Source organism: Curtobacterium sp. VKM Ac-1395 (genome assembly GCF_015350975.1).
Taxonomy (GTDB): Bacteria; Actinomycetota; Actinomycetes; order Actinomycetales; family Microbacteriaceae; genus Curtobacterium.
The window spans coordinates 838346-855142 of sequence record NZ_JADKRX010000001.1 but is presented as its reverse complement, the minus strand read 5'-3'; the positions used below and the strand labels follow the sequence as shown (position 1 = coordinate 855142).

Annotated in this window: 16 protein-coding genes; 11 read left to right on the top strand and 5 right to left on the bottom strand. The window is 68.6% G+C overall.

All coding sequences use genetic code 11. From position 1 onward, the window contains the following. The first annotated feature begins 1 nt into the window (after window position 1). The 5 genes from ITJ68_RS19480 (at window position 2) to ITJ68_RS04260 (ending at window position 4607) form a co-directional block, all read left to right on the top strand. The gene (locus tag ITJ68_RS19480) at window positions 2-709 is read left to right on the top strand and encodes an acyltransferase (protein WP_323743211.1); all 708 of its coding nucleotides are present in this window, start codon (window positions 2-4) and stop codon (window positions 707-709) included. Beyond that, entirely contained in the window at window positions 702-1625 is a 924-nt protein-coding gene (locus tag ITJ68_RS04275) for a glycosyltransferase family 2 protein (RefSeq protein WP_194660055.1), read from the top strand. The genes ITJ68_RS19480 and ITJ68_RS04275 overlap by 8 nt, the downstream gene beginning before the upstream one ends. Beyond that, window positions 1622-2857, top strand: coding sequence for a glycosyltransferase (locus ITJ68_RS18930; RefSeq protein ID WP_323743210.1), 1236 nt, complete (start codon window positions 1622-1624; stop codon window positions 2855-2857). Before ITJ68_RS04275 ends, ITJ68_RS18930 begins: the two co-directional genes overlap by 4 nt. Before the next feature lie 209 nt (window positions 2858-3066). Next, a complete protein-coding gene (locus ITJ68_RS04265; RefSeq protein WP_194660053.1) occupies window positions 3067-4086 on the top strand; it encodes a hypothetical protein in 1020 nt (339 codons plus the stop codon). Further along, window positions 4083-4607: an acyltransferase gene (locus tag ITJ68_RS04260; RefSeq protein ID WP_323743209.1), complete on the top strand. Its 525-nt coding sequence runs from the start codon at window positions 4083-4085 to the stop codon at window positions 4605-4607. Before ITJ68_RS04265 ends, ITJ68_RS04260 begins: the two co-directional genes overlap by 4 nt. A 67-nt stretch (window positions 4608-4674) precedes the next feature. Here ITJ68_RS04260 and ITJ68_RS04255 read toward each other — a convergent pair whose 3' ends face one another. Further along, the gene (locus ITJ68_RS04255) at window positions 4675-5364 is read right to left on the bottom strand and encodes an SGNH/GDSL hydrolase family protein (protein WP_194660052.1); all 690 of its coding nucleotides are present in this window, start codon (window positions 5362-5364) and stop codon (window positions 4675-4677) included. 61 nt (window positions 5365-5425) lie between these two features. On the opposite strand from ITJ68_RS04255, the gene ITJ68_RS04250 reads away from it, so the two are divergent. Then, entirely contained in the window at window positions 5426-6823 is a 1398-nt protein-coding gene (locus tag ITJ68_RS04250; RefSeq protein ID WP_194660051.1) for a hypothetical protein, read from the top strand. 723 nt (window positions 6824-7546) lie between these two features. Here ITJ68_RS04250 and ITJ68_RS04245 read toward each other — a convergent pair. From ITJ68_RS04245 to ITJ68_RS04235, 3 genes are all read right to left on the bottom strand, one after another. Beyond that, window positions 7547-8938: a sugar transferase gene (locus ITJ68_RS04245; RefSeq protein ID WP_268096313.1), complete on the bottom strand. Its 1392-nt coding sequence runs from the start codon at window positions 8936-8938 to the stop codon at window positions 7547-7549. 86 nt (window positions 8939-9024) lie between these two features. Further along, a complete protein-coding gene (locus ITJ68_RS04240; RefSeq protein WP_194660050.1) occupies window positions 9025-9540 on the bottom strand; it encodes a hypothetical protein in 516 nt (171 codons plus the stop codon). Window positions 9541-9994: 454 nt separating this feature from the next. Beyond that, on the bottom strand, window positions 9995-11446 hold the full coding sequence (locus ITJ68_RS04235) for a polysaccharide biosynthesis tyrosine autokinase (RefSeq protein WP_194660049.1): 1452 nt from the start codon (window positions 11444-11446) through the stop codon (window positions 9995-9997). A 158-nt stretch (window positions 11447-11604) separates the two neighbouring features. On the opposite strand from ITJ68_RS04235, the gene ITJ68_RS04230 reads away from it, so the two are divergent. The 4 genes from ITJ68_RS04230 (at window position 11605) to pip (ending at window position 15161) form a co-directional block, all read left to right on the top strand. After that, complete coding sequence (locus ITJ68_RS04230) at window positions 11605-12369, top strand: CPBP family intramembrane glutamic endopeptidase (protein WP_194660048.1); 765 nt, start codon at window positions 11605-11607, stop codon at window positions 12367-12369. A 112-nt stretch (window positions 12370-12481) separates the two neighbouring features. Further along, the gene (locus ITJ68_RS04225) at window positions 12482-13774 is read left to right on the top strand and encodes a PP2C family protein-serine/threonine phosphatase (RefSeq protein WP_194660047.1); all 1293 of its coding nucleotides are present in this window, start codon (window positions 12482-12484) and stop codon (window positions 13772-13774) included. A 170-nt stretch (window positions 13775-13944) separates the two neighbouring features. Then, window positions 13945-14118, top strand: coding sequence for a type II toxin-antitoxin system VapB family antitoxin (locus ITJ68_RS04220; RefSeq protein WP_194660046.1), 174 nt, complete (start codon window positions 13945-13947; stop codon window positions 14116-14118). A gap of 71 nt (window positions 14119-14189) precedes the next feature. After that, window positions 14190-15161, top strand: coding sequence for a prolyl aminopeptidase (gene pip / locus ITJ68_RS04215; RefSeq protein WP_194660045.1), 972 nt, complete (start codon window positions 14190-14192; stop codon window positions 15159-15161). Window positions 15162-15221: 60 nt separating this feature from the next. On the opposite strand, the gene ITJ68_RS04210 is transcribed toward pip, so the two are convergent. Beyond that, complete coding sequence (locus ITJ68_RS04210) at window positions 15222-15719, bottom strand: hypothetical protein (protein ID WP_194660044.1); 498 nt, start codon at window positions 15717-15719, stop codon at window positions 15222-15224. Between the two features lie 85 nt (window positions 15720-15804). Between ITJ68_RS04210 and ITJ68_RS04205 the strand changes: the two genes are divergently transcribed. Next, the gene (locus tag ITJ68_RS04205) at window positions 15805-16782 is read left to right on the top strand and encodes a nuclease-related domain-containing protein (protein ID WP_194660043.1); all 978 of its coding nucleotides are present in this window, start codon (window positions 15805-15807) and stop codon (window positions 16780-16782) included. The last annotated feature ends 15 nt before the right edge of the window (window positions 16783-16797 follow it).

Below are 16797 nucleotides of genomic sequence, written 5' to 3'. Positions count from 1 at the left end.
CGTGAACATCATCGCAATCGTCTACGAGCGTCTTCGCGGCCGTCCGCTGCCCGGTGACATCCCCCCGTCCGTCCTCGGCAGCTTCGTCCTCGACAAGGGTGTGGACGCGATCCGCGGGCTGTCACTACCACGCAGATCGGACCGGGCGGGACTGCGCTTCCGCGGCGCCGGGGTGCGGATCCGCAACAGCAGCCACCTCGCGGTCGGCGCTGGCGTCGCCCTCGGCGAGGGTGTGCTGATCGACGCGTTCTGCCGTCGAGGGGTAGCGCTGGGTCCGAACGTGACCGTGGGTCCCGGTGCCCGTCTCCTCGGCAGCGGTGTGATCAGCGAGCGCGGCGAGTTCATCCGCGTCGGAGCACGGACTGCGATCGGCGCCGCGAACCTGATCTGGGGGCAAGGCGGCGTCACCATCGGGAACGACTGCCTGCTCGGACCGAACGTGACGATGGTGAGCGAGGACCATGTCTTCGAGGATCCCTCCACCCCCATCCGGACACAGGGCTCCCGCCGGGCTCCGATCGTCATCGGTGACGACGTGTGGATCGGTGCCGGTGCAACCGTGCTCAAGGGCGTCACGATCGGTGACGGTGCGGTCATCGCCGCCGGCTCGGTCGTGACGAAGGACGTCGAGCCCTTCCACATCGTCGCGGGGGTGCCCGCTCGAGACCGCGGTTCCAGAACCGCGCAGCCCGAAGCCGACGATGACTGAACGCGAGCCGATCCTGCTCTCGGTCGTGGTCGTGACGTTCAACAGCCGCCACGTCCTCGGCGAGAACCTGTCGCGGCTGGCTTCGATGCCCGACGTCGAGGTGATCGTGTTCGACAACGCATCGACCGACGGCACCCAAGAGTTCGTCAGGCACCAGCTCCCACACGTCGAGCTCATCGAGAGCACTGAGAACCTCGGCTTCGCCAAAGCGGTCAACCGCGCCGCAGCACGTGCACACGGACGCATGCTGATGCTGTTCAATCCCGACGCTTCAATCGGCGTCGATGACGTCCGACTGCTGGCTGAGACCTCCGACTCGCACCCGGGCGACGTCGTCGCGCCGTTCATCGAACAGCCCGCGCCGCAACGCATCGTCTCAGCGGGCTGGATGCCGTCGTGCTGGCGGATGTTCACGCACTACTCCGGGCTCTCTCGCCTGGGCAAGTGGTCGGAGGCCCTGCAGGGGCACTACCTGCTGCCGGCACAGGTGACTGGGACGACTCGGGTCGAGTGGGTGACGGGAGCATGTCTGGTCGTGCCGATGACGACATGGAGCGCCGTCGGCGGGCTCTCGGAACGGTGGTTCATGTACGCCGAGGACATCGACTTCTGTCACCGTGTCGGCGAGGCTGGTCAGAGCGTCTGGATCGTTCCTCGAGCTCGTGCCACGCACATGGTCGGCGGGAGCGACAGCTCGCACTCGATGTCGATGAACGCGGCCTGGGTGTTGAACCTCCGTGAGTTCTACGCGACCTCGCTCCGCCGTCGCCCGTTCGCAGTGTGGATCTGGACCCTTATCGTTGCGGGCGGTCTCTCGTCCCGCGCCCTCGTGGCCACCGTCCGCCGGGGCGGCGCCGACCCGACCGCACGGGCATTCCGCGCGTACAGCGCTGCGCTCATCCGGGGCGGACGATGAACTCCTCGAACCGAGACGTCGTTCTGCTGACGGCCTTCGCTTGCGACCCGCGGCTCCCGAGCGAGCCGACCATCGGCTGGGAGTACCTGCTGTCGTGGTTGACCATCGCCGACGAGCGGGACCTTCAGGTCGTGGCGGTGATGAACGAGCGGTCCCGCGTAGCGACGATCGCCCGGCTCGAGGAGATCAAGCGCGATGTGTCCCGACTCATCCTCGTCAGTCCGGCAGAACCCCGGTACCTCCGGTTCCTCCACCACCACCGGCTGACGCGGCTCGAGCACATGGTCTGGGCATGGCGAGTCCCCGCCGCTGTCCGCGCGACCATCGACACGACGCGTGTGGTCCTCGCTCGTCATGTGACGTTCGCAAGCGAGCTCCTCGCCCCTCCCATCACCTGGCTACCGGCCACCACCTACGCAGTCTGGGGGCCGGTCGGTTCGACCGGCCGCGCCGATGCCTACCTCTTCGCGCCTCGCCCTGCCGATTGGCGCAAGCGGTACGTCATCCAGCGCCTCCGCGACTTCATCAGCAGGAAGTCCGCACGACGTGTCGCCCGACAGGTCGACCTCACGCTCACGACATCGAACATCCTCGCCGAGGTCGTGCGCTCAGTTGGAGCACGCGCAGAGGTGTTCCCGAACACGAGACCGATCCGACCGCCGGACACCGATGCACGACGGACCGCCACGAGCGGAGCGCTGCGCCTGTTGTGCGTGGGGAACCTCGTCCCCCTCAAGCGTTTCGAGCTGGCGATCGCCGCGTTGTCGGTTCCCGAGCTCGCCGATGCGACTCTGCGAATCGCCGGCAAACCCGCTCCAGGACGGCCGAACGAACTCGCCGCCCTGGCCCGCGAACTCGGCGTCGACGAACGCGTCCGGTTCCTCGGCCAGATCCCGCGAGAGGCGGTCGTCACCGAGATGATCGCAGCGGATGTCCTCATACATCTCTCGGCGCGAGAAGGCGGCTCAGGCGTGGTCGGTGAGGCCACCGCGGTCGGCCTCCCGGTCGTGGTCTTCGCTGGGACCGGGGCAGCAGCCGTGCTCGAGTTCGCTGACGCCCCGGGAGTCGCCATCGGCCGAGAGGAACCTCGCACCAGCGCCAGCGTCGCCGAGGCGGTCACCGCGGCTGCGCTTCTCCCGCGAGATGCAAGCACAGTGTGGACGGAAACGCGCCTCATCGACGAGGAACGGGTCCTCCTCGACCGTGCAGTTGCCTTGCGGAGCGCGAAGTGAGCATCGCCGGACGAGTCCGAGGCGCGGCCGGACACCCGATCGCACTCCGGCTCGTTGACCAGGGATCGTGGTCCGCTGCGTTCTTCCTCTTCACGCTCACATCCAGCCACGTCCTTCCGACTTCTGACTTCGCGAGTCTCACGGTGGTCACCTCCATCGGTGTGATTGCAGCGGCATGTTCCCGGGCGTTCGCGATGGACGGTCGGATCGTGGCGGGCGCACGCGCAGGGCTGCGAGTCGACGAGGCGCTGTCATCCCGTTCAGTCGCGCTCACGTCGGCCGCCTTCGCGGTCCTCGCAGTCGCCGCGAGCGCGGCGTGGCTCGCGCTCGGCTCCGGTGGTCCGGACTTGTTCCTCGCGGTCTTGGCGGCCCTCATCGTGCTGGCGGACGGCCCGCACTACCTCCTGACACTGCGGAAGCGCTTCGCGTCCGCCATCCTCGGCGCAGTTCCGTACGCCCTGGCAAGCGCCGTTGCCGTGACCCTCGCACTGCTCGACCCAGTGAAGCCGGTCGTCGTCATCTGGATGATCGGACTCGCGATCGCGCTCGCACTGTCCTGGGTCGCGGCCTCTCGGCTCCCGACCGCCGACCGCGACGTGCCTGCAGTCGTCGGGACCTCCTTCCGCATCTCGGCGGAAGCCCTCTACTCAGCGCTCGGATCGCAACTCGGCATCCTCATCATCTACCTCATCGCCGTGCCCGCGGCCACCGCCGGGATCAGACTGGCGTATTCGGTGGTCTTCGCGCCGGTGTTCAGCATCATCCAGGCGCTCACCCCACTCCTGCTGGTCAAGATGAGCGATCTCGGTTCCGGTGCATCGTCGCGCAGGGCTCGGACCGCCACGTTCTGGATACTCGGCGGGCTCGGCGGAGTCCTGTTGTCCGGCGTCATCGGCTGGGTCATCGCAACGACCGGAGCCGCGGGCGAGACCTACGAACACACGGCGCCGTTCCTCGTGCCGGTCGGGGCCGCGCTCGCGGGGAACCTCGTACTCGACACGGCCCTGCTGCTGCTCCGCTTCAATGCCGACTCCCGCGTGCCGCACCGGATCCGTCTGGCGGTGGTCGCTGTCGACCTCGTCACACAGCTCGCCCTGACTCTGACGTTGGGGCTCTCGGGACTCGTCGGCGCGCTCATCGCCATGGCCGTCGTCAAGTTCCTCGTCGGTGTCGTCATCTTCCGTGCCCAGGCCCGCCCGCTCCCCTCGACCGAAACGAGATCCGCGTGAACACCCTGACCGGAGTGACGAAGGAGCTCGCGCGCGCCGCTCGTGACGCCACACTCAATGGCTTCATCGCAAGCACGGTAGTTCCCCCGCGCGGGCGGTGGCGGATGCTCAGAGCAGCGGGCATGCCAGTAGAACGCTCGTACATCCAGGCGCGGTGCTTCTTCGGTGCCCGCAACATCGCCATCGGCGCGGGCACGTTCGTGAACTACGGCTGCTTCTTCGACGGCTCGGCCGCGATCACCATCGGACGCAACGTCCGCATCGGCATGCAGGTGTTGCTCGTCACGGGTTCGCACGAGATCGGTGGACCCGAGCAGCGGGCTGGTCGTGAGACCTCCGCTCCGATCGTCGTCGAGGACGGCGCCTGGATCGGTGCAGGTGCGAAGATCATGCCCGGAGTCACCATCGGACGTGGCGCCATCGTCGCCGCTGGCGCTGTCGTCACGCGATCCGTGCAGGCGATGGAAACGGTGGCGGGCGTTCCGGCGCGAACGCTCGGAGCACGACGCGGTCATGAGTGAGACGACGGTACGAGCAGTAGCTGCAGTGACGCTGACCCCCTGTGGGCCGGAGGGGGTTCCGCCGTGCTCAGGCCGACGCGATTGCTGCCGCTACTCGCTGAGCGAACTCTGCATGCCCGGCCGCCGTTGGGTGCTTCTTGTCGGCGCCGAGAGCAATCGGCCAACCGAGAGCAGAGATGTAGCGTGCGCCTTCCGCCCGAGCGGCGCCGGAGAGAGCCAGGTCGACCGCGCCCTCGCCCTCGAGGACGGGCACGTCTACCGGACCGATAACGACCACGTTGTGGCCGCGAAGGCTGCGCAACACACGCTCAGCTGCGGTGCGCTCTTCGTCCTCGGTGGCTGCGGTGTCGTTCAAGCCACCTTCCACGATGACCAGCTGAGGATCGGTGGCAGCAACCTGCCTCACCCGGGAGCCAAAGGTACTGTCTCCGCAGAACCCTGCGTTCGTGTAGCCGGTACCGCCCTGTGCCAAGACGCTGACGGTGGCGTCCTGTTCTGACGCGAAGTCATCGACCCACGCGTCGGCGCGGTCTGACAGCATGTCGCCAGTCGAGTAGGAATCCCCAATCACGGTGATTCGTTTCGCACCTTTGCCGATGACCTGTACGGGCCCGACTGACTTCTCGTAGGCGCGGACGGACTCGCAGCCTTCGTGGCTGATGTAGGCGACGCGGGCCTTGTACGCTCCGGCAGTCAGGCCGACGATGGCAACGATCGCGCAACCGAGTGCGATGGCGCGATTCCGGGTCAGCTTCACGGAAGAATCCTACGTGGGTCGCGACCTTTGAGCCGGCTGACCAGTCGGCTACCCTGAGCCCGTGTCAGAACTCCGGGGGAACGTACTGTGGTTCACGGCAGGGGCGGTCGTCGTTGTCATCGTCACTCTCGCGTTCCTGGTCTCGCCGTTGGTCGCGGTCGCCGGCGGGGTGGCTGCTGCCGTGACCGTATGGGCGTTGTTCGAGGGCCGCGGACGATACCGCGGAGTTGCGGTGCTCGGCGGGGTGGGAGCGGTCGTGTTGGTTCCCGCACTCCACACGCCCCTGCCGGGCTGGACCGGCATGGCAGGGGGCGGCCTGTGGATGCTCGTGTTCGGAGTGTTCCTGCCGAATCGCAGGCGAGCGGGTGGATGGGTTCCGTTCATCCTGTTGGCCGCAACTGTGCTCGTCGGAGTCGGCGGGTCTCTGATGATCCGCCCGTTTCCGTTTGTGGCGATCGCTCTGCTCTACCTCCTTCCCGTCGCGCTTCTCGGCCGCGGCCTGGTCCCCGAAGACGCACGCCTTGTGCGGAACGGGGTGGTTGCCCTTGCGCTGATCGAGGCGCTGCTCTGTCTCGCCGAGTTCGCCGTTTTCCGGGGAGACCCGTTCGACGATGCCAGCGGCTACCATCCCGTGCTCTCCGGCTTCACGCGCACCGAGGGTACGTTGGGCCATCCGATCGTTGCTGGCGTCGCGATGCTGGGCGGGATGGTGGTTCTCCTTGCAGCATCGATGCCAGGGCGATGGAAGTTTGTCGGTTCTGCGGTTCTGCTTGTTGGGATCTTCACGACCGGCAGTTCAAGCGTTTACATCGCTGCGCTCGTCGCCGTCGTCGGGCCGTTGGTCTTCGTCGGCCGTGCGGCTTCTCGTGTGATCAAGGTAAGTCTGCTCGTGGCAGTCGGGGCATGGCTCCTGGGCCACCGGGAGATCTTCGAGCCCGTCGTGAACGACGTGAGCGGCATCAACTCGACGCATCGCCTGAACTCGATCCAGGCGATCCCGAACCTGCTAACCCTCAGGCCGCTTGCGCAGGGCCTGGTCGGGTCCGGGTGGGGCTCAGAGGAGACCAACTATCGGCTGGGATTCCTGAAGAACGACTACTTCTACACCGTCGACAACATGTTCGCGACGACGATGATGGCGGCCGGCATCACTGGCTTTCTGCTGATAATCGCCTTCATAATCGCGAGTTTCGTTCACGCCAGTCGCGCGGGCCGCGTCGCGTTGCTCCCGATGGTGGTCATGATGCTGAGCTTCGACGTGCTGCAGTGGGCGTCGGCGGGCGCACTCTTCGTCGTCGTTGTCTTCACTATGCGCCGACCAGCGGGTGTGCGGGCAGAAGCTGAGCGTGGCAATCTGCCACTGGACCAGATAGAACCCGGGCCCCCGCTACCTGACGCCCGGACGCGCGTCGGAGCAGCTAGGACCCGTGTCGATCTCAGTCCTTGTCGCGCGCGGTGACGTGCGATGCGTCGTTCGAGCCGCCCGCCGTTCAGGCCGCAGCCGTCGCGTCGCACTCGTTCGTGATGTCCGCTTTGAGCTTCTAGAAGTGGCGGTCGCCCTGCAACTCAAGGTTGATGATGCCGAGGATGACGTAAACGTCTCACCCGTAGGGGAACCTCGCTCTCCCGTACCGGTCGCAAAAGAGCCCAGTACGGCCAGCGTCGAAGCCTGCGGAAGTCATTGTCTGGTTGGCTTTCTCAGCCGCTGCCGACGTCTCCTGCGGCGGGCGCGTACTTCTTATTCAGCTTCACCATGAGACGAACCTCCCCACCCTCCGGTTCCCTCGTGCCAGGTCTCACGCTCTGCTTCGTCACCTTTCAGTGCGACAACAAGATCACGTGCCCTATCGCCTCCGGCTTCAGCACCGCTCGATTCCCATCGCGGAGGAGCGCCCGATCGGTCTTCGCCGCCTTCCCGACCACGTTCGGCATCCCCACCGTGTCCGCGCCGTGCGCACGGGGCGCGGTCCCGAGCGCGAGGACCCGGTCGACGATCTACGCCAACAGTGCCCTCAGCAGGTCGTGTGTAGGAGTCGGACACTGTTCATGAGTCGGTGTTTCCGTGCGAAATGAACCAGCAGGTGCGATTACTTGCGCAAGGGGATCGGCGATTTGCGCTACGAACTTTTGCCTCGCGCGTAGTCACCCGATTCCCGTGGCACCACACTTTCCCTGGGCAGAATCAGTACGCCCCAGAAGAGCTGACAACCGCGCGGGCTGTGCGCCAGAGGAGCACCAGGTCTCCCATGATCGACCAGTTCTCCACGTAGTAGAGGTCGAGTCGTACTGAGTCCTCCCACGACAGGTCGGATCGCCCGCTGACCTGCCAGAGTCCGGTCATCCCTGGCTTGACCAGGAACCTCCGGTGGACGTGGACGTCGTACTGGTCCACTTCGCGCCGGAGCGGCGGACGCGGCCCGACCAACGACATGTGGCCGGCAAGGACGTTGAAGAGCTGGGTGAGCTCGTCGAGGCTGAATCGACGCATGATGGCGCCCACCGTCGTGATCCGCGGGTCCTTGCGCATCTTGAACAACACGTCGTTGCCCTCGGCTCGGTCGAGCGCGCTGAGTTCCTGGAGCCGTGCCTCGGCGTCGACGACCATGGACCGGAACTTGATCATCCGGAACGGCTCCCCGTTGAGTCCGACCCGTTCCTGCCGGAAGAGGACCGGGCCCTGCGACGTAAACCGGACGAGCAGCGCTAGGACGACCAGAACGGGCGACAGGACGACGATCAGGGCCGCAGATCCGACGATGTCGAAGGCACGCTTGGTGTAGAGCCGGCTACCGCCGTACGTCGGGGTCTCGACGTGGATGAGGGGCAGACCCTGGACGGGCCGGGTGTGGATCCGCGGACCGCCGATATCCGTCAAGCTCGGCGCCACGACGAGGTGCTGCTTGCCGGGTTCCAAGGTCCAGCTGAGCTGCCGCACCCGCTCCGGCGGCAGGTCGTCCGCGCTGGTGATCACCACCGTGTCGGCCCCGGTCTCCTCGACCGCCCGGAGGATGTCCGCGAAGCCCCCGTGGCCCTGGATGGTGGAGCCGGGGAGGAGTCCTCTCGTCCCCGAGGAGACGACCGCCCCGAGGACGCGGTACCCGGCCGCCGGCGTGCGGTTCAGCTCGCCGGCGATGTGCAGGACGCTGGCCGTCGAACCGACCAACAGGACACGAGCGGAGTACCCGCCGCTCTTGCGTTGCGCCACCAGCCACTGGCGCCACATCCATCGCGAGATCAGCAACACGACGATCCCGACCGGGAACGCGATCAGTACGTAGCCACGAGCCAGGTCCACGTTGAGCAGGTACGCCGCGATGGCGATCAGTCCGAAGACACGCGCGCTGGAGTCGGCGACGAGCCGGTACTCAGAGCTCCCGAGACCGATGACCCGCGAACCACGAGTGTCGTAGACGGCGAGGGCGGCGAGCCAGACCACGATGACGATGATCGAGATGCCGGTGTAGCTCAGTCGGAGCTCACTCTGGTTCGTGGCCAGCCGAGAGTCGATGCCGAGCCAGGCGATCTGCACACCGAACACGACCCATACGAGCACCAGGAAGTCGGTGAAGAGCACTCGCCTCGCGTAGACGCGTTCCCAGTCCTCGGTCGTGCCGCGTGCAGGGCTCCCCGCCAGTCCCGAAGCCAGGCTCGGCCCGTGGGTCACCAGGTGGCCCCACCATCTGCTGACACACGCACGACGTCGCCGGACCAGAGCCACACGGACTGTCCTGCTCGCGCGACGACGACTCCGTCTGCCGCAGCGTCGTCGGCGCAGCCGAGTCGGGAGGTTGTCGTGGACGCCGTGACGCCCGTCGCGCGCATCGAGTCGATGCGGACGCCCTCGCACCCGGCGACGCCGGTGCGCGCAACGGTGTACTCGTCCCCCGCATCGGCCAAGGACTGCACGCCGGACAACGCGACGGACACCCACGCCCCCGTGCCCTTGCGCCACGAGACCGAGCCGTCGCACACGACCGCTGTCGTGTACTGCCCTTGGTAGACCGCAGCCGGGTCGGGGCACGGCGAGGCAACGGCTCCCGTGTCGAGCACGAGACCCGTCGGAGTCACGCCAGCTCCGGCCGCACCGGCGACTCCGGTGTCCCAGGTCGCCCCGTCGTCCTTCGAGGTCCGGACGGAGGGCGCGCAGTTGTCGCCGGTACCCGTCAGCGCCGACACCGATGCACCGTCCGCCCTGAGAGCCAGGACTGTCCGTGATCCCACGCCGAGGCCGACCGGCGACCACGTCGCACCCCCGTCAACGGAACGTTCGAGCGTGCCCGCGTCACCCCCGCAGGTCCCGCTGACAGCCCGCCAAGCTTGCTTGCCGTCCACCGCGGTCAGCAGCCGGCTCGAAGCCGCCGGCTCGCCCGTGTCCGAACTCCCCGCACTGGCCGACGGCGTCGGGGTGCCAGAGGACCCGTGGGACGGGAACGGTGTGCTCGTGAAGGTCGGTACCGGACCTGGTTCCCTGTTCGCCTCCGGGGCCGTACGGGACAGTGCCATCGCCACGAGGACCGCGTCGACGACCACGAGGACGACGACGATCGCAGCCACCCAGACGAGCGACCTGCTCGTCAGGACCTCGCCGAGGCTGCGGGTTCCGCGGCGTGGACTCACGCTCGCGATCCCCTCATCGCTCTGTGCCGCGAGCGGCCTTGAGTCGACCGCGCTTCGGCTGCTTCGGCTGCTTGGAGGCCGTCTGCCGATCTGCGTCTTCCTCGATTCCATAGCCGTATGCGTAGCCGTACCGCCCGTACCCGTACGCCCCAGGACCCTTCGTCGGCATCATCGTCATGACGAAGCCAGCAATCGGGGCGTCGACGTTCTCAAGCGATTGCACGGCTCCAGCCAGCTGGCCCTTCAACGTCTTCCCGGAGGCCACGACGACGATCGCGCCCGAAGCCTTCTTCGACAGGATCGCTGCGTCCGTCACGGGCAGGAGCGGCGGCGCGTCGAAGAGGACGTAGTCGAACTCTGACTCGAGACGTTCGATCAGCTTCTGCATCGCCTGGGAACCGAGGAGTTCTGACGGGTTCGGCGGAATGGGTCCCGCCGGGAGCACCACCATGTTGCCACGACCCCAGGGGTGCGCCACGTCTTCGAGCTCGGCACGCCCGATGAGCACGTCGGTGAGGCCGGCGTTCGTCTCCACCTCCATGTACTCAGCGACTCGGGGACGACGGAGGTCAGCGTCGATCAGGATGACGCGGTACCCGGCACTGTCGAGCGCGATGGCGAGGTTCGCCACGGTCGTGCTCTTGCCTTCGGACTGCACTGACGACGTCATGACGAAGGTGCGTGCCTTGCTGCCGATGTCGACGAACTGCAGATTGGTGCGGAGTGTGCGGAACGACTCTGCGCGGGGACTTCTGGGGTCCGCTTGAACGATCAGGGGGCGTTCAGACGCCTTGCTGTCGAAGGCGATGCCGCCGACGATCGGCTTCGCGCTGATCCGCTCCACATCGGCCTCGGTACGCACACGGTTGTCGAGCGCCTGTCGGAGAACCGAGAGACCGACGCCCAGAGCCAGACCGATGAGCAGTCCGAGCACGACGTTGACGGGAACGTTGGGGCTGACCGGCACGCTCGGCACGTCCGCCTGCTTCACGCGGGTGAGCTTGACGGTGCTCTGCCCGTCGGCGTCGGTCGCTTCGATGTTCTGCACGACGTTCGTCAGGCTCTGCGAGGCCGCGTTCGCGATCTCCGCTGCCTGCACCGGATCCGTGTCGTTGACGGTGATGGCGATCAAGGTGGTGTTCAACGGTGCATCGGCGGTGACTCTGGACGCCAGCTGGTCCGTCGTCATGTCGAGCTTCAGGCTGGAGATGACCGGCAGGAGCACGATCGGCGTGGTGACCAGGTTCGAGTAGGTCAACACTCGCTGCTGCGTGAAGGTGTTGCCCTGCGCCAGGTCGCTCGCGCTGCCGCTCGTCTGCGTCGAGACGAAGACCTGCGCCGACGTGGAGTACACGGGCTTCTTCAGCAGTGAGTACCCCGCGGCCGCGGCCACCCCGATCAGTGCCAGGACCAGGATGAGAGCCCATCCCTTGCGCAGCACTGTGATGTAGTCGCGTAGCTCCACGCGGCCCGCCTTCCCCGACGATGAGCCGCATCCCTGTTCTGTCCCGAGAACAGGCACACCGGGGTAGTCCCAGCGAGCGGCATGGAAATAGTGCCACACGAATGAGTCGACCTCGGCTGTTTCCGTGATGTGGGCCCCGCGTCCCCTACGGTGTCGCCATGAGCAGCGCCCCCGACCGGACGACCACCGACGTCGAGACCGCCCGCCAGCGCGACCTGTTCACGCTGCTCGTCGCCGTCGGGGTGGCGGTCGTCCTCGCACGGTTCGTCACCGGCTTCGCCCGGGGCGGCGGCATCCCCGCTCCGGTCCTGCAGGTCCTGGCCGCGGACCTGGCGGTGTGGGTCCCGCTCACGGCCGGCGCCCTGTGGGTGCTGCGCCGAGCCTCCAGGCCGAACGGTGCCGGCGACGCCACCGACGCCGGCGGGCCGACCGCACCCAGCCGTCTCAGCTTCGGCCTCGGCATGGGTGACGCGATCGCCGCCCTCGGCATCGTGATCGTGTGCCGCGCTGTGGACGCCGCCATGTCGATCTCGTTCTTCGGCACGTCCGGGCTGAGCCCGGCCCCCACGCTCGGCCAGCCGGACGTGGTCCTGCTCGTCGTGTCGGCGATAGGGGTGTGCGTGGTCAGCCCCGTGCTCGAGGAGGTCGTGTTCCGCGGCCTGTTCCAACCCCGGCTGGCCGACGCGTTGACGCCGCGCACCCGGTTCCTCGCGGTCCTGCTGACCGCGTTCCTCTTCGCACTGCTGCACGTCCTGATCAGCAGCCCGGCGTCGTCGCTGGTCGGCTTCGAGATCTTCACGACCACGTTCCTGCTCGGCCTGCTCACCGGCGCGCTCGTGGCGATGACCGGGCGCATCGGCGGGGCGATCCTGGCGCACGTGCTGTTCAACACGGTGGCGGTCGTCCTGACCTGGCCGCGCTGACCGGCAAGCGGCAAGCGGCAAGCGGCCCTCGGCCAGCACCCCAGGCCCGGCCCCGTCGGGCCCCCGAAGAGGGGTCAACGCCCACACTGACGATCCCTAGACTTCAGGGAGCATGCCGAACCGAACCAGCATCTACGACAACCCGCTGGTCCGTCAGGCCCCGATCAGCGCGTTCGTCGCACTCTCCGCGTTGCTCACCGTGGCGCTGCCGGTCCTCGAGATCACCCACGCCCAGGCCTTCCTCGCCAGCTTCGTCGTCACGGCCCTCGCGACCCTGGTGGCGGCGACCGCGGCCGGCCTGCCCCGCCTCGTGCTGCTCGGCGCGGTCCTGCCCGCGATCGACTTCGTCGCCGTCGCCCTGCTGCGTGCCGGCACCGGCAACGGCGCCTCGGTGTTCACGTCGCTCGTGATCCTGCCGGTCGTGTGGGCGGCGTCGCGGCCCGGCCGGTGGAACATCGCCTACGCCGCGGTCGGCGTCGCGGTCGTGATCCTCACGCCGTTCGTCATCAACCCGAGCCAGCCCCCGGCCGGCAGCGAACTCGTCCGTCTGGGCATCACCGTCGTCGTCTTCGGCACCGTGGCCGTCATCATCCACGAACTCGCGCGGAACGCCCGTCGGAGCGTCGCCGCCGCTCAGGTCGGTGAGGACGCCGTCCGGGCCGAGATCGACCGGGCAGCAACCGTGCAGCGCTCGCTCCTGCCGAGCACCAGCCTGGACGCGGCCCACTCCGTCAGCATCGCCGGCGCCTGCCTGCCGGCGAAGACCGTCGGCGGCGACTTCTTCGACTGGTACCCGACCCCGGGCGGCATCGCCTTCAGCCTGGGCGACGTGATGGGCAAGGGGGTCGGGGCCGGCCTGATCGCCGCCGCCGTCCGGTCGACCCTGCGGAGCGCCCGCACGGTGGACGACGCGTCCGAGGCACTCAAGCGTGCCTCCGACGGCCTGGCCGCCGAGACCCTGACCTCCGAGGTGACCTTCACCACGCTCTTCCACGCCCGGGTCTCCGACGAGGGCGTGCTGCAGTGGGCCGACGCCGGACACGGCCTGAGCTCGATCATCCGCGCGGACGGCCAGGTCGAGCGGCTGCTGTCGGGCGACCTGCCGCTGGGACTCGGGCTCGAGCTGTTGAACGCGTGGCGCACGACCACCACGGTCCTGCAGCCGGGCGACATGCTCGTGACCTTCAGCGACGGCGTCCTCGACCTCTTCGACGGCGACGCGGTCGAGGCCGTCGCAGCACTCAGCCGCGAGCACCGCGACCCGCAGGCCCTGGTGCATGCGCTGTCCGCGCGAGCGGGCGAGGTCCCCCACGACGACGACGTCACGGTCGTCGTGCTCCGGCGCGAGGCGGCGCAGGTGCCCGCGGTCGCCCCCGTCGTCGACGTCTCGGCCCGCACCGTCTGACCACCGGACTGGAGGCTCGGTGCCAGCTGGCACCGAGCCTCCAGGCCGTCATGCTCCTTCCTCCGGAGGCGGCGCCACCTGCTCAGGTCGCATACGGAGGAGCGCGCCCGTGGCACTGCTCATCCGTACGATGTGAGGTGCGATTCGGGCGGCCCCACCGGGAGGCAACCATGACCGTCACGACCATCGATCTCGATCCCGAGCTGCTCGACACCGCAAAGGAGCTCACCGGCGCCCGCACCGACCGGGACGTGGTGACCCGCGCGTTGCAGACCCTCATCGCGACACGGCAGCAGCCCGCCGCAGTGGAACGCGTCATCGCCCGTCAGTTCAGCGACGGGTAGATCTCCGCATCCGATCGGCCCCACGCGGCGGTACGGTGACCGGGACCCGTGTCGTTCCGAGAGGACCCGCCGTGCGCCAGCTGTACCCACCGCTCGAACCCACCCGCTCCGGCATGCTCGACGTCGGCGACGGACAGCAGGTGTACTGGGAGGAGTGCGGCTCCCCCGACGGCAAGCCCGTCGTGTTCCTGCACGGCGGCCCGGGCGCCGGGTGCTCGCCGGACCACCGCCGCCTGTTCGACCCGGCCCGCTACCGGATCGTGCTGTTCGACCAGCGGAACTGCGGCCGCAGCCTGCCGCACGCGGGCGACCCGGCGACGGACCTGTCCGCGAACACGACGTGGACCCTGGTCGAGGACATCGAACGGCTGCGCGAGCACCTGTCGATCGACGCCTGGCAGGTGTTCGGCGGCTCGTGGGGCTCCGCGCTCGCACTGGCCTACGCCGAGACGCACCCGGACCGGGTCACCGAGCTCGTCCTCCGGGGCATCTTCACGTTGCGGCAGAGCGAGATCGACTGGTTCTACGAGGGCGGTGCCGCGAACGTGCTCCCCGACCTGTGGGAGGGCTACCTCGCTCCGGTGCCGGAGGACGAGCGGCACCCCGGCCGGCTGGTCCGTGCGTTCGAACGGCTGCTCGCCGACCCGGACCCCGCCGTGCACGGGCCGGCAGCCGTTGCGTGGGCGAGCTGGGAGGCGGCCTCGATCACGCTGCTGCCCCGCCCGGACCTCGTCGCGCAGTACGCGGACCCGACGTACGCGCTGGCCTTCGCCCGCATCGAGAACCACTACTTCACGCACGACGGCTGGTTCGAGGACGGCCAGTTGATCCGCGACGCCGGCCGGCTCGAGGGCATCCCGACCGTCATCGTCCAGGGGCGCTACGACCTCTGCACGCCGGCGGTCACGGCGTGGGACCTGCACCGGGCCCTGCCGTCCGCCGTGTTCCGGATGATCGACGACGCCGGGCACGCCTTCGACGAGCCGGGGATCCTCGACGCCCTCATCGAGACGACCGACCGGTTCGCGGGCACCGCGGGCTGACCGACGCGGTCAGGCGGGGTCGTCGGCCGTCGTCGACGTCCACCGTCCTGGCGGTCGTCCTCACCCGGCCGCACTGACGTCAGATCCGTCGTCGGGTCGGTCGGCGACGCGCGCATCCTCCGCAGCCGCGAAGCGCTCGACCTCTCGGTCGACCGCACGACGACGGACCCGCAACACCATCACGAGCACAACCAGGGCAGCGCCCACGACGAGCCCGCCGCCGAGCAGTGCGCCGGTCCCGGCGTTGTTCGGGTGGTCCTCGACACCGAGGCCAGCCGCTCCCAGGAGCAGAGCCAGCCCGATGAACACGGCTGCCTGGAGCGCCATGCTGACCCACAGTGCGCGACCGGACCACGCCAGCTCCGTGCCGCGCTTGCTTCCCACTGCGCTCGCACCGAAACCGGCGATCACCGCCATCGCGACCGGGAACACCTGACTGAGCAGTGCCAGGACGACGATGCACACGATCAGGATCCCCACCAACCAGCTCCACCACCGAACCGACGCCCGCTTGCGGTCGCGGTCCTGTTGCGCGTCGGTCTCGACCGATTCCGTCATGCGCTCACCGTACCGACGACGGCGTCGAGCGGACGCGCCGACGTGGGACGAGCCTCCAGGCCGGTCCGCGTGGTGTGGTGGTCCCATGACCGACGCCTTCGTGCCGTGGGTGGTCGCCGGGGGGCTCGCCGTCGTGGTGGTCGTCCTGGTGCTCCTCCTGCAACGCCACCGCTCCACCGCTCGCACCGCACTCGAGGCCGCTGAGCGGACCCGCCGCGACGAACTCGCTCGCCGTGAAGCGGACCACCGCGAAGCGACCGCCCGCGTCGAGGCGGACCGTGACAGGCAGGTCGCCGCGGCCGATGCCGAACGGCGCGACGCCCACGCCGAGGCGGAGCAGAGCCGCGCGTTCGCCCGCCGCGGCATGCAGTGGGACGCCGGGTCGGAGCAGGCGATCCTCCAGGCCTGCCGCGCCGCCGGCGTCAACGGCGTGCTGATGACCAACGTCGTCTTCATGCCCGTCGGCGAGACGGAGTCGGGGTCGCAGCGGCAGTTCGTCGCGCAGGCGGACCACGTGCTCGTCTCGGAGTCCGGCCGGGGCCTGGTCATCGAGAGCAAGCGCTGGAGCGGCATCGTGTTCGACGGCCGCAAGCCGAGCGCGGTGCACCCAGCGTTCCGCTCCCTGGTCGACGAGTCGTCCCTCGTACCGCCGTTCGCAGTCCACGTGCGGAGCCGCAAGGTGCTCAACCACGAGGACGAGGCCGAGAACTGGTGGCAGGTCCGGGTGCAGGCGAAGGGGGCCTCCCCCGCGCAGCAGGTCCGGACCCAGGCCCGGCGGCTCGCGAAGTTCGTCGACGAGCACACCGGCACCGCCCGGACGTGGTTCGACACGTGCGTCTACTACTCGTCGTCGTCCGCGACTGCGTTCGTGCAGTCCGAGGACCGCAGCGGCACCGTGACGACCCGGGTCGTGACGAACGACCACGAGCTGCAGTCCGCGCTCGCGGCCTGGGCGGCGAAGGACTCGGTGCCGAACCGTGCCCGGGCGGACGCCGTCGTCCGGGTCCTCGCCGGGCAGGGTGCGCACGCGGTCACGGTCGGGTCGTACCGCCTGCCCGAGTGACGGCGTCGCCGACCG

What these genes read in the sequence shown, in the direction of transcription:
- ITJ68_RS18930 (WP_323743210.1), top strand. Translation starts at nt 1,622, where the DNA reads ATGAACTCCTCGAACCGAGACGTCGTTCTGCTGACGGCCTTCGCTTGC.
- ITJ68_RS04210 (WP_194660044.1), bottom strand. Translation starts at nt 15,719, where the DNA reads ATGACGGAATCGGTCGAGACCGACGCGCAACAGGACCGCGACCGCAAG.
- ITJ68_RS04230 (WP_194660048.1), top strand. Translation starts at nt 11,605, where the DNA reads ATGAGCAGCGCCCCCGACCGGACGACCACCGACGTCGAGACCGCCCGC.
- ITJ68_RS04275 (WP_194660055.1), top strand. Translation starts at nt 702, where the DNA reads ATGACTGAACGCGAGCCGATCCTGCTCTCGGTCGTGGTCGTGACGTTC.
- ITJ68_RS04205 (WP_194660043.1), top strand. Translation starts at nt 15,805, where the DNA reads ATGACCGACGCCTTCGTGCCGTGGGTGGTCGCCGGGGGGCTCGCCGTC.
- ITJ68_RS04225 (WP_194660047.1), top strand. Translation starts at nt 12,482, where the DNA reads ATGCCGAACCGAACCAGCATCTACGACAACCCGCTGGTCCGTCAGGCC.
- ITJ68_RS04220 (WP_194660046.1), top strand. Translation starts at nt 13,945, where the DNA reads ATGACCGTCACGACCATCGATCTCGATCCCGAGCTGCTCGACACCGCA.